Annotated in this window: 11 protein-coding genes; 3 read left to right on the top strand and 8 right to left on the bottom strand. The window is 56.5% G+C overall.

Annotation, left to right across the window (positions count from 1 at the left end; genetic code table 11):
* Positions 1-116: 116 nt before the first annotated feature.
* The 3 genes from citR (at position 117) to NNN71_RS20425 (ending at position 2,988) form a co-directional block, all read left to right on the top strand.
* On the top strand, positions 117-1,013 hold the full coding sequence (gene citR, locus NNN71_RS20435; protein WP_271459218.1) for a DNA-binding transcriptional repressor CitR: 897 nt from the start codon (positions 117-119) through the stop codon (positions 1,011-1,013).
* A 140-nt stretch (positions 1,014-1,153) separates the two neighbouring features.
* Positions 1,154-2,377, top strand: coding sequence for a phosphoadenosine phosphosulfate reductase (locus NNN71_RS20430; RefSeq protein ID WP_163447677.1), 1,224 nt, complete (start codon positions 1,154-1,156; stop codon positions 2,375-2,377).
* Positions 2,362-2,988: an IbrB-like domain-containing protein gene (locus tag NNN71_RS20425; RefSeq protein ID WP_163447678.1), complete on the top strand. Its 627-nt coding sequence runs from the start codon at positions 2,362-2,364 to the stop codon at positions 2,986-2,988. Before NNN71_RS20430 ends, NNN71_RS20425 begins: the two co-directional genes overlap by 16 nt.
* Here the strand turns inward: NNN71_RS20425 and NNN71_RS20420 are convergent, their stop codons facing one another.
* The 8 genes from NNN71_RS20420 to entC all read right to left on the bottom strand — a co-directional run bounded on the left by NNN71_RS20420 (position 2,989) and on the right by entC (position 11,736).
* Positions 2,989-4,149 carry a pyridoxal phosphate-dependent aminotransferase gene (locus NNN71_RS20420; RefSeq protein WP_271459217.1) on the bottom strand — a complete coding sequence of 387 codons (1,161 nt, stop codon included), beginning with the start codon at positions 4,147-4,149 and terminating at the stop codon, positions 2,989-2,991.
* Between the two features lie 89 nt (positions 4,150-4,238).
* Positions 4,239-4,436, bottom strand: coding sequence for a YbdD/YjiX family protein (locus NNN71_RS20415; protein WP_014169079.1), 198 nt, complete (start codon positions 4,434-4,436; stop codon positions 4,239-4,241).
* Between the two features lie 60 nt (positions 4,437-4,496).
* The gene (cstA, locus tag NNN71_RS20410) at positions 4,497-6,602 is read right to left on the bottom strand and encodes a pyruvate/proton symporter CstA (protein WP_163447680.1); all 2,106 of its coding nucleotides are present in this window, start codon (positions 6,600-6,602) and stop codon (positions 4,497-4,499) included.
* Positions 6,603-6,896: 294 nt separating this feature from the next.
* Positions 6,897-7,310, bottom strand: a complete 414-nt coding sequence (gene entH / locus NNN71_RS20405) for a proofreading thioesterase EntH (protein ID WP_064548199.1) — start codon at positions 7,308-7,310, stop codon at positions 6,897-6,899.
* A gap of 1 nt (position 7,311) precedes the next feature.
* The gene (gene entA / locus NNN71_RS20400) at positions 7,312-8,067 is read right to left on the bottom strand and encodes a 2,3-dihydro-2,3-dihydroxybenzoate dehydrogenase EntA (RefSeq protein ID WP_271459216.1); all 756 of its coding nucleotides are present in this window, start codon (positions 8,065-8,067) and stop codon (positions 7,312-7,314) included.
* Positions 8,067-8,921 carry an isochorismatase gene (locus NNN71_RS20395; RefSeq protein ID WP_271459215.1) on the bottom strand — a complete coding sequence of 285 codons (855 nt, stop codon included), beginning with the start codon at positions 8,919-8,921 and terminating at the stop codon, positions 8,067-8,069. Before NNN71_RS20395 ends, entA begins: the two co-directional genes overlap by 1 nt.
* A 13-nt stretch (positions 8,922-8,934) precedes the next feature.
* Entirely contained in the window at positions 8,935-10,545 is a 1,611-nt protein-coding gene (entE, locus tag NNN71_RS20390; RefSeq protein WP_271459214.1) for a (2,3-dihydroxybenzoyl)adenylate synthase EntE, read from the bottom strand.
* A gap of 9 nt (positions 10,546-10,554) precedes the next feature.
* Entirely contained in the window at positions 10,555-11,736 is a 1,182-nt protein-coding gene (entC, locus tag NNN71_RS20385) for an isochorismate synthase EntC (RefSeq protein ID WP_271459213.1), read from the bottom strand.
* Positions 11,737-11,788 lie beyond the last annotated feature (52 nt).

The raw sequence follows: 11,788 nt of genomic DNA, 5'->3' as shown, positions 1-11,788 counted from the left end.
CCATACAGTCATGATTTATATTTAGCGGAGTTTCATATATATTTCAGTTTTTCGAACACATGGATTGTGACAATTGGGGAAACGAATACCCCCAAATAATTTATAAAGGATACGTAATGGCAAATCTCTATGACCTGAAAAGATTCGATCTTAACCTGCTGGTTATTTTTGAGTGCATATATCAACATCTTAGCATCAGTAAAGCGGCTGAAATGCTATTTATCACCCCCTCTGCAGTGAGCCAATCGCTGCAGCGGCTACGCACGCAATTAAACGATCCGTTATTCGTCCGCGCCGGAAAAGGGATTACTCCTACCACCATTGCCGTTAATTTACATCAGCATCTGTCAAAAAATCTTAATCAGATAGAACAGACAATTAACATGATGGCAAATGCGGATCTGGATAAAAAGTTCATCATTTACGGTCCACAGCTCTTTTCAACGCCCGAAATTGCCAACTTTATTAATACACTGCTGGCCGAGCCGGATCTCCAGCTTGAGTATCACGATTACGCCATTCCCAACGATTCGGTAGAAAATCTCCTGCACTACCGCAAGGCGGATATTGTTATTACGACCTCGCAAGTCCAAAACCGCGCGCTGGCATGTGAGAAATTTTACGAGACGGAAACCGTGTTAGTCTGCCGGGAAGACCACCCGCGACTGGGAACTCACGCGACAATCGAGGAGATTCTCCAGGAAAGATTCACCTACTACGATGTTGATGATTCGTGGGTAAAAAAGTACCAGTATGATAACGAGATATTTCTGGCCGAACGCAATTGCGCATTTCGCTCATCATCTTTTGTATCCACTATTAACGCGATTTACCAGACAGATTTAATTGGTATCGTACCTCGCCCTTATTACACTATGCTAAAAGCATCGCTACGCTTGAAAGAAATTACTCTTCCTGCACCACTCCCCAGAATGTCTGTTTATGTGTGCTATAACCGTGCCTCACTCAACTCAGAATTATTCACCAGAGTAATCAAAAGCATGAAAATATAATTAAAAACCATTAAAAACACAAACACCGTCGTATTAAAAACAAATCCAGAAAAGGAACGATTTGTGTTCGTGATTATTACTTATATTATTGTATGATGTGAAATTCGCTTAGTAGAACACGTTATCAAGGATGGCGATGTATGCCCATGGTCAAACTCCCGCTGCCACAATCGGTTCTGGAAGCAACCCGGGATCGTATTCTCTGGACATTAGATAACTTTTCTCGCGTTTGCGTTTCGTTTTCCGGCGGTAAAGACTCCACGGTAATGTTGCATTTAACCGCGCAGCTTGCCCGCGAGCGAGGGCTCAAAATTAGCGTCCTGTTTATTGATTGGGAAGCACAATTTTCTTATACCATTAACCATTGTGAGAAATTGCGCGAACAATACCGGGATGTGATTGAGAGCTTTTATTGGGTCGCGCTACCGCTGACCACGCAAAACTCACTGACCCAATTTAATCCGGAATGGCAGTGCTGGGAGCCGGGCGCTAAATGGGTCAGACAACCGCCAGCCGACGCGATTACCGATCCTGCTTTTTTCGCCTTTTATGAACCAGGCATGACGTTTGAACTGTTTGTGCAAAAATTTGCCGAATGGTTCTCCCAGCAGCGTCCGGCGGCGGTGATGGTCGGGATCCGTGCCGACGAATCTTATAACCGCTTTTTGACGATTGCCTCCCAGCGGAAACGTCGCTTTGCCGATGATAAACCCTGGACAACCGTCGCGCCGGGTAACCATGCCTGGTACGTCTACCCTATCTACGACTGGAAAACCGCCGATATCTGGACGTGGTTCGCCAAAACCCAGCAGCCGTATAACCCCCTCTACAATCTGATGTATCAGGCCGGAGTCCCATTGCGCTACATGCGTATCTGTGAACCCTTTGGCCCAGAGCAGCGCCAGGGGCTCTGGCTCTATCACGTACTGGAACCGGATCGTTGGGCCGATATGTGTCAGCGGGTCAGCGGCGTACACAGCGGTGGCGTGTATGCCGGGCAGGACAACCAGTTTTACGGCCACCGTAAGCTCGAGAAGCCAGCCAACCACAGCTGGCGCAGCTACGCGCATTTTCTGCTTTACAGCATGCCGGAAACCACCGCCGACCATTATCGCAACAAAATTGCCGTCTACCTTCACTGGTATCAAAAGCAGGGTTGGGAAGACATTCCTGACGAACAGGAAAAAGATCTGGGCTCGAAGGACATCCCATCATGGCGAAGAATATGCAAGGTACTATTAAACAATGACTATTGGTGCCGGATGCTCTCCTTCAGCCCCACCAAAGCGAATCACTACCAGCGCTATCGCGCGCGTATGGAACAAAAGCGTCAGCAATGGGGAATCTTATGCGACAAACACTAATTAATCAGCTGCATGACTACCTGCAAAGCCTCGCACCGAATGACAAAATCGATGCCATTAACCAGTTCCGTCAGGCCTTACACGCTGAAAGCCCGTTTAAAGATCAGCCTATCGACTGCGTGCTGTGGGTGAAAGAAGAGCAAATTACCCCAAACGACTACAACCCGAATAATATGGCGCCGCAGGAAAAACGTCTGCTGACCAAATCACTGGAGGCCGACGGCTTCACCCAACCTATCGTAGTCGTTGAGAAAAAAGATCGTCATTACGAAATCGTCGACGGCTTCCATCGCCACCAGCTGTCACAGTCCAAAGCCACGCTGAAAAAGCGTTTTCACGGCTACCTGCCCATTACCCAGTTGGAAAAGTGCGACGATTCGCTCCCCTCACGCATGGCCGCCACCGTGCGCCATAACCGCGCGCGCGGGCGACACCAGATTAGCGCCATGTCCGATATCGTGCGCGAACTGAGCCAGCTTGGCTGGAGCGATGAAAAGATGGGCCAGGAACTGGGCATGGATGCCGACGAAATTCTGCGCCTGAAGCAGATTAACGGCCTGTGCGAAATGTTTGGCAATCGCCAGTTCTCACAGGCCTGGACGGTGAAATAGCTACAATCGGCAAAGACGCTCGGCGGCGGCCAGCAGCGTCGCCTCCTGTTTAGCGAAGCACAGACGTATCAGCTTATGCGGGAACGGCGCGGCGCAAAAGACCGACAGCGGAATCGCCGCCACGCCCACCTCCGTGGTTAACCACCGGCAGAAGCTCACATCATCCTGATCGGAGATCGCGCTGTAGTCCGCCAGCAGGAAGTAGGTGCCTTCACACGGCAGCAGCTTCAGGCGGCTCTGGCTAAGAGCATCAATAAACAGGTCACGTCGCGCCTGATAAAATTCCGGCAGTTGGCGGTAGTGCTCCGGTTCCGCGCGCAGCATATCCGCCAGCGCCAGCTGTGCTGGCGTGTTCACCGCGAAGGTCAGATATTGATGCACTTTCCTCAGTTCCGCACTGACAGGCGCTGGCGCTACGCAGTAACCCACCTTCCAACCGGTCATATGATAGGTTTTACCAAACGACGACACCGCGACCGCCCGTTCGCGAAGCGCCGGATGCGCCAGCACGCTGGCGTGTCCATCTTTTGCAAAGCAGATATGCTCATACACTTCATCGCTGAGCACATAAATTTCACGTTCGGCGATAGCCTGCCACAGAGCCTCAAAATCCGCCGCCTGCCAGACGGTGGCTGACGGATTATGCGGCGTATTGAGGATCACCAGACGCGTTTTCTCGCTCAGTTGCGCGGCAAAATCCTGCCAGTTCACGCGAAAATACGGCGGCTGTAGTGCGATACGTTTCACCACGCCGCCGGACAGTTCCACCGCCGGCGCATAGCTATCGTAGCTCGGGTCAAAACAAATCACCTCGTCACCGTCGCGCACCAGCGCGGTAATGGCGGCATACAGCGCTTCCGTGGCCCCTGCTGTCACCGTAATGTCGCTGTTAACATCCGGCGTGTAACCATACAGCGCGGTGGTTTTCTCGGCGATCGCTTCTCGCAACGCCAGCGCGCCGGTCATAGGTGCGTACTGATTCGCGCCGCTCGCCACGTGATGCGCGAGCCGCTGTTGCAGATACGCTGGGCCGTCAAAATCGGGAAAACCCTGAGACAAGTTGATAGCCTGATGCTGCTGCGCCAGGGCGCTCATCTGGGTGAAAATAGTGGTGCCGAGGTTGGGGAGTTTGCTCTGGGGGATGAGTTGCGTTGTTGTCATTCGTCGTCTGCCGCTCGTAAACCGATGTCAAATGACTATAACACGGCCAACGAGCTTGGCAATCAAGACGTTTAGATGTCTAAAACTTTTTAACAGCACTTTGCTCCGCCCTTCCCGCCGTAGCGCGCATCCTGGCGGTCGCGGAAAAACGCTTCGTAGGTCATCGGCGTCTGGTCCGGGTGGTTAACGCGCATATGCTCAACGTAGTTGTCGTAATCCGGCACGCCAATCATCATTTTAGCCGCCTGACCGAGGTATTTTCCGGCTTTTGAGAGCGTATCAAACATCGTTTTTGTCCTTATCAGGTTAACCCGGCGTCGCCATGCTCGGCCGGGTTACAGATGACATTAATGCGCGCGTTTCGCCTGAGCAACCAGGTTTTCCGCATCCGCAGGCATCGGCTCATACGGCGTTTCTTTTGCCGTCGGTTTGTCCTCTTTCAGCGCCGCCAGCGCGGTTTTCAGCGAGAACAGCGCCAACACGACCACCACCACCATAAAGAAGATAGTCAGACCGGCATCAAGACGGTTGTTAAACACCAACTGCGCCAACTGCGACTCGGTGTACTGCGGCGGAATGTTACCGCTGTCGATCATCGCCTGGAACTTATTGGCAATTGCCAGGAAGCCCACGCGCGTATCCTCGCTGAACGATTTCTGCCAGCCCGCCACCAGCGTACACACCAGCAGCCACGACGTCGGCACCAGCGCAACCCACGCGTAGCGTTGGCGTTTCATCTTGAACAGTACCACCGCGCACAGCATCAGCGCCATACCCGCCAGCATCTGGTTGGCGATACCAAACAGCGGCCACAGAGTGTTGATACCGCCCAGCGGATCCACCACGCCCTGATGAAGGAAGTAACCCCAGGCCAGCACGCACAGCGCCGTCGCCAGCAGGTTAGCCGGCAGCGAATCGGTGCGTTTCAGCCCCGGATTGATCACCCCCAACAGGTCTTGCAGCATAAAGCGCGCCGCACGGGTACCGGCATCCACCGCCGTCAGGATAAACAGCGCTTCAAACAGAATCGCAAAGTGATACCAGAACGACACGTCCATCAGCCCGCCCAGCGCACCGTGGAGAATATAGGCCATCCCCACCGCCAGAGTCGGCGCGCCGCCCGCGCGGGAGATAATGGATTGTTCCCCAACTTCGTTGGCAATCTGATGTAGCAGATCAGGCGTTACCGCGAAGCCCCACGAGCTCACGACCTGCGCTGCCGAAGCCACCACGTCTGCGGTTCCTGCCGGTGCCAGCATCGCCATCGGGCTGTTCATCGCAAAATAGACGCCCGGGTCGATAATACAGGCGGAAACCAGCGCCATAATCGCCACGAAGGATTCCATCAACATCCCACCGTAGCCAATAAAGCAGGCCTGGTTTTCGTTGGCCAGCATCTTCGGCGTGGTGCCGGAAGCGATCAGCGCGTGGAAGCCAGACACCGCGCCACAGGCGATGGTGATAAACAGGAACGGGAACAAATCGCCGGTCCAGACCGGGCCGGTGCCGTCGACAAACTTGGTCAGGGCAGGCATGGTCAGGGTAGGACGCATAATCAGAATACCGATCGCCAGGCCGACGATGGTACCGATTTTCAGGAAGGTCGAGAGGTAGTCACGCGGTGCCAGCAGCAACCATACCGGCAGCACCGAGGCCACAAAACCGTAACCCACCAGCATCCAGGTTAACTGCACGCCGGTATAGTCAAACCACGGAGCCCAGGTTTCGCTCTCGGCCACCCAGCCGCCGGAAATAATGGCAAAGACCAGCAGCACCAGGCCAATCACCGACACCTCGCCAATGCGCCCCGGGCGCAGATAGCGAATGTAAATCCCCATAAACAGCGCCAGTGGAATGGTAAAGGCCACGGTGTAAGTCCCCCACGGGCTGTGGGTCAGCGCTTTCACCACGATCATCGCCAGCACCGCCAGAATGATCACCATGATCATAAAGGTGGCAATCAGCGCAATGACCCCTGCCGTCGGCCCCATCTCCTCTTTTACCAGTTCCCCCAGCGAACGTCCGTCGCGACGGGTGGAGACGAACAGCACCATAAAGTCCTGAACCGCACCAGCCAACACCACCCCGGCCAGCAGCCAGATCATGCCCGGCAGATAGCCCATCTGCGCCGCCAGTACCGGGCCGACCAACGGACCGGCCCCGGCAATCGCCGCAAAGTGGTGACCAAACAGCACTTTCTTATCCGTTGGCACATAATCAAGACCGTCGTTATGCCGCACCGATGGCGTCATACGGGTTGGGTCAACCTGCAGCACATTTTTGGCGATATACAGGCCGTAGAAACGGTAGGCGATAAGATAAACACAGACCGCCGCGACGACTATCCACAGCGCGTTTATCTGTTCCCCCCGATTGAGGGCGATATAGCCAAGGGCAAAGGCTCCGACAATGGAGAGCAATGCCCATATAAGGTATTTCCCTGAATTGTTCATAGTTATTGTCCGTATCAGTAGCAGAGGATGTTACATTTTGTGTCCGTAGCAACACGTATGATTTAACAACCTTGAAACCAATCTGAACAGGAATAGAACCCGACATTTACATCACATTGTTAACGGGATCACTTAAGTCAGAAAAACGGATGAGTGCTAGAGGGGGAAATTGAGATGAATACGGCTACGACAAGACGGAATCTAGGCCGGATAAGCGAAGCGCCATCCGGCAATGTACGGCATCGTGCCGGATGGCGCTTCGCTTATCCGGCCCATTATCCGCAAAATATGACGCTACCCCAGCACCGCCGTCCCCAGCCGGCAGGTACAGCAACGCCGCCCCTGCTCGTCAAAAACGACAATTTCCCAGCTCTGGCTCTGCCGTCCCAGGTGCAAAGGCTGACACACTGCGCGCACCTGTCCTTGCGATACCGGGCGATGGTGGGAAGCATTCAGCTCGGTGCCCACCACGCACTGACCCTCGCGAGTCATCAGAAAACCGGCCATCGAGCCTAGCGTCTCCGCCAGCGCCGCCGACGCACCGCCGTGCAGCAGTCCAAAAGGCTGATGGGTACGGCTATCCACCGGCATCACCGCTTCCAGGCTATCGTCACCGATATGGGTATAGATAATCCCTAAATGCGCCACCAGGGTGTTATCGCTGGTCGCGTTCAGCTCATCAAGCGTTAAATGACGTTTCCAGATCATCCTATGCCCCCAGCGTCGAACCGCCGTCCACCACGATATCCTGCAACGTAATATGGCTGGCGCTGCGGGAGGCGAGGAACAGAATGGTACTGGCAATTTCCTGCGGGCGGGCAATTTTGCCCAGCGGAATGCCCAGCTTAAACTGCTCGGCAAACCCGCGGATACGTTGCTGCTCCGCATCGTCACTGACCCACAGCGTACGCTGCATGTCGGTATCAGTCGAACCCGGTGAGACGATATTACAGCGCACCCCCGCGCTCGCCAGCTCTAACCCCACGGTCAGCGCCAGGCTTTTCAGCGCTGCCTTGGAGGCACCGTAGGCGCTCATGCCGATGCGCGGCGTGTGTGCGGCGTCCGACGCCACGGTGACAATCGCCCCGCCCTGCTGACGGCGAAACTGCGCCATCGTATTCTGGAATAAATTAAACGCACCGCCGACGTTGACCGCAAAGGTCTGCTGCCAGTCAGCCAGACTGAGTGCATCCGTCGCCCCCATGCGCAAAATTCCCGCCGCGTTCACCAGCACGTCCAGACGCTCAGTGCCAGCCAACAGGCGTTCACACACCTGCTCCACCTGCTGCGCATCGGCCACATCCAGCACCTCGGTCGCAAACGGGTAATCTGCGCCGTCGAAGGCTAAATCGAAGCCCGTCACCTGCGCGCCGGCTTCCACGAAGGCCAGCGCGGTGTTATAGCCAATGCCTTTCCCTGCCCCGGTCACCCACACGGTCTGGCCGCGAAAATCGAAGCCAGCCATTATTTCACCTCGCAGGAAAGCAGCGCCCACCAGGCGTCAATGCTCGGATTTTTCGCCAGCATCACGAAGTCGATGTCGCCGTGTACTTTACGCCAGCGTGCCGCCAGCGCCATCATGCGTACGGAGTCGAGCCCGTAATCAATCAGGTTATCGTCGTCGAACGGCTCGTCAGACTCATCCAGCAGCGGCAGCACCAACGCGCGTAGCGCCTCTTTGCTGGCGGGAACCGAGGGCAGCAATTCGTCGGTCATCACCACGCGACCGCTGCGCCCGGCGACATATTTCAGCGACATCAGATGCTCATCGCGGCTGAAGTCCGCCAGCGCGTCGGCGACGAAGAAAGGCTTAATATCGCGCATAAAGGCGTCGGTGGCGGTGGTCATACAGCCGATGTGCGCGTACACGCCGGTGATGATCAACTGGTTACGGCCAGTCTCTTTGAGCATCTGCTCCAGCGGCGAGCGATGGAAAGCGCTGTAGCGCCACTTCACCAGCACGGTGTCCTGGTCGTCCGGCGCCAGCGCGGCAATCACTCGCTGCTGCTCCGGTGAGCGGGTCAGGCCCGGCCCCCACATGTCGTTAAGCAGCGCGCGGTCCTCGTCGCTCTGCTCTTTTGGCTGCGCAGTGTAATAGACCGGAATCCCGTTTTTCTTGCAGAAGTCGCGTAGCGCGGCGATGTTCGCCACCACCGTGTCCATCATTTCGCTGTCTTCCCCCCAGAAGTTGAGGAAATACTCCTGCATATCGTGAATCAGCAGCGCCGCACGCGCGGGTTCAAACGCCCAGCTCACCTTGTTTTCAGGGATGTCCATCGCGGTTGGCAGCGCGTAGCCCTGCAGTTTTGGAATTGCCATGTTGTTCTCTCCTTCAGGCCTGCGAGCGGCTAGCCAGCCACTGACGCAATTGTTTTTTATCCACTTTGCCGACGTGGGTCAGCGGCAGTTCATCCACGCACTCCACGCGATCCGGCAGCTTAAATTCAGCCACGCCCTGTTCGCGCAGGAAGCGACGGACCTGCACCGCGCGCAGCGGTTCTTTCACCACCAGATACGCGCAGCTTTTCTCGCCCAGCAGGGTGTCTTCCATGCTGACCAGCGCCGCATGGACCACCGCCTCATGACGCAGCAGCAGGTTTTCAATCTCTTCCGCGGCAATTTTCTCGCCGCCGCGGTTAATCTGATCTTTTTCACGCCCCTGCACGGTGATGTAGCCATCCTCATCAATCGAAATCAGGTCGCCGGAACAGTAGAAACCGTCGGCATCAAACGCGCTGGCGTTATGCTGAGGACTTTTGTAATAGCCGCGGAAGGTGTAAGGGCCGCGCGTCATCAGGCGCCCCACTTCACCGCGCGGCAGCGGGTTACCCTCTTCGTCCGCCACCCACACTTCATCGTCAGGGCACATCGGGTACCCCTGGGTGTTGAGGATTTTTTCCGGCGTATCGTCAAGACGGGTGTAGTTCACCAGCCCTTCCGCCATGCCGAACACCTGCTGGAGCTGGCAGCCAATCTCTGCCGGAATCCGCGCCGCCAGCGTGGCGGACAGGCGCGCGCCGCCCACCTGCAGCAACGTCAGCGAACGTAGCTGAGCGTTACCGGCCCCCTCGGCAATCGCCTGTAGCCACAGGCTGACCGCCGGGGGTACCAGCGCCGCGACGTTCACCTGGTGTTTTTCAATCAGCGGGAAGCACAGCGTCGCGCTAGGGTCCGCCGCCAGCACCACCGTTCCTCCCGCCAGGAACACGCCCAGCGCGCCTGGTGAACTCATGGCGTAGTTGTGCGCCGAGGGAATAGCGCACAGATAACGCGTCGCCTCATCGAAGCGACACACTTCATTACTGCGGCGAATACTGTAGTAATAGTCGTTATGCGTGCGGGGGATAAGCTTCGGCGTGCCGGTACTGCCGCCGGAAAGCTGAAAAAAGGCCACCTCATCCGCGGCGGTTGGCGTCGGCGTGAAGCCCATCGCCGGGCGAGCCATCGCCGCTTCCAGCGCATGTTCACCTTCACCATTGCGTAGCAGTACGACGCGTAAAGCACGGTGCTGCGCGCAGAAATGATTGAGGAAGGTCTCATCAGCAAACAGCGCGTGACCGCGATCGGCAATCAGGGCTGCGGGGGATATCTGCTCGGCGTAGGCATTCAGCTCACTACGCTGATGGCTGAACAGCGCGTTGACTGGCGCAACGCCAATCTTCAGCAATGCGAAAAAGGTGATATAAAACTCGACGATATTGCCCAGCTGCACCAGCGCCGTTTCACCACGTTTCAGTCCCTGGCTTTGCAGCGTCGCGGCCAGATTGTCGATGGCCTGATTCAACGCGCGATAGCTTATCTGACATTCGCCGTCGATAACCGCAATCGCATCACTTTCGGCATGCCGCGTCACCATGTCGGTGAGCAGCAGATCCTGCCAGTAGCCTTTTTCACGATAGCGCGCCGCAAGCGCATCCGGCCAGCGGGTAAATTCTACGGTCATTCTGATTCCTTAATGCAGGCCGAACACGTTCAGCATGGTCGAGAGTTTGACGCCGGTTTCGCGCCATTCGGACTCCGGCGATGAGGCGGGCACGATGCCCGCGCCGGCGAACAGGCGCACGCGGTTGGCCTTCACGCGCGCGCAGCGAATCGTCACCACCCACTCGCCGTTCCCTTCGGCATCACACCAGCCCACAATGCCGCCAAACAGCTCGCGGTCAAACGGTTCCAGTTCAGCAATCACCTGTTTCGCCGCCTGATGCGGGAAACCGCTCAGCGCGGGCGTCGGGTGAAGCAGGCAAGCCAGCGTCAGGGCGTTTTCCGCCGCTTTCGCCTGCCCTTCAATCGGCGTCGCCAGATGCCACAGCGTCGGCGTGGTAATCAGCTGCGGCGTCTGTGGCAACGTCAGTTGCAGGCTGCGCGGCGCCAGCGTACGTTGCATCGACTGGGTCACCAGCTCGTGTTCATGACGGTCTTTTTCCGATGCCAGCAGACGGTTACCCGCTTCACGATCCAGCAGGTCATCCGGCTGACGACGCGCCGATCCCGCCAGCGGCAGCGAACTGAAACGATCGCCCTCTTTACGCAGCAGCAGTTCCGGGCTCGCCCCCAGCAGCACCCCGCCGTCCGGCAGCGGGACATGGAAGTTAAAGCTTGCCGGGTTTTGCGCGACCAGTCGTTCCAGCAGCACACCGCTGTCCAGCGGCTGCCCAGCGGTAATATCAATCAGCCGGGAGAGCACCACCTTATCGACCTGCGGGGTCGCCGTCAGCGCCGCCGCGCGGGCAACCATATCGAGGAAAATGGGATGTTGCGGAATTTCCTGACGCGCGGTCACCCGCATCGGTTCGCGAGACGCGTGGTAGCGCGAGGAGTGCTGTTTTGCGGTGCGTGAGAAGGACTCACAGCGCTCAGGAATGAACAACGCAGACGGCTGGCGGGTATCAAACGGAATCGCCCCCACCATCACCGGATTGGCGATCCCGGCGGCTTTGGCTGCGGCGAACGCCGAGGCTAAACCTTGCTGAAAGGCGCTATCGGGCGCATCGCCCCCTTCTGCGGGGCAGGTAAAGCGCTGGAAGCAACCCGAGGTCGTAAAACTGCGGAACGGCGACATAAAGAAAAAGCGGTCGGCCGAGAGCGTGGCCCGATGCTGCTGTTCTTGTTCATCCGCAGCCAGTGACGTTTCCATATCATCCTCCAAAAAACGATAAAGATATTACGAATAATTATCATTTATATTT

Source organism: Kluyvera sp. Awk 3, assembly GCF_028069715.1.
GTDB lineage: Bacteria > Pseudomonadota > Gammaproteobacteria > Enterobacterales > Enterobacteriaceae > Kluyvera > Kluyvera georgiana_A.
The sequence above is the reverse complement of the archived record's forward strand: the minus strand, read 5'-3'. Positions and strand labels throughout refer to the sequence as shown.

Bases quoted from the DNA above. Each gene is read 5' to 3' on its own strand.
- citR (WP_271459218.1), top strand. From the start codon at position 117: ATGGCAAATCTCTATGACCTGAAAAGATTCGATCTTAACCTGCTGGTT.
- NNN71_RS20430 (WP_163447677.1), top strand. From the start codon at position 1,154: ATGCCCATGGTCAAACTCCCGCTGCCACAATCGGTTCTGGAAGCAACC.
- NNN71_RS20425 (WP_163447678.1), top strand. From the start codon at position 2,362: ATGCGACAAACACTAATTAATCAGCTGCATGACTACCTGCAAAGCCTC.
- NNN71_RS20420 (WP_271459217.1), bottom strand. From the start codon at position 4,149: ATGACAACAACGCAACTCATCCCCCAGAGCAAACTCCCCAACCTCGGC.
- NNN71_RS20415 (WP_014169079.1), bottom strand. From the start codon at position 4,436: ATGTTTGATACGCTCTCAAAAGCCGGAAAATACCTCGGTCAGGCGGCT.
- cstA (WP_163447680.1), bottom strand. From the start codon at position 6,602: ATGAACAATTCAGGGAAATACCTTATATGGGCATTGCTCTCCATTGTC.
- entH (WP_064548199.1), bottom strand. From the start codon at position 7,310: ATGATCTGGAAACGTCATTTAACGCTTGATGAGCTGAACGCGACCAGC.
- entA (WP_271459216.1), bottom strand. From the start codon at position 8,067: ATGGCTGGCTTCGATTTTCGCGGCCAGACCGTGTGGGTGACCGGGGCA.
- NNN71_RS20395 (WP_271459215.1), bottom strand. From the start codon at position 8,921: ATGGCAATTCCAAAACTGCAGGGCTACGCGCTGCCAACCGCGATGGAC.
- entE (WP_271459214.1), bottom strand. From the start codon at position 10,545: ATGACCGTAGAATTTACCCGCTGGCCGGATGCGCTTGCGGCGCGCTAT.
- entC (WP_271459213.1), bottom strand. From the start codon at position 11,736: ATGGAAACGTCACTGGCTGCGGATGAACAAGAACAGCAGCATCGGGCC.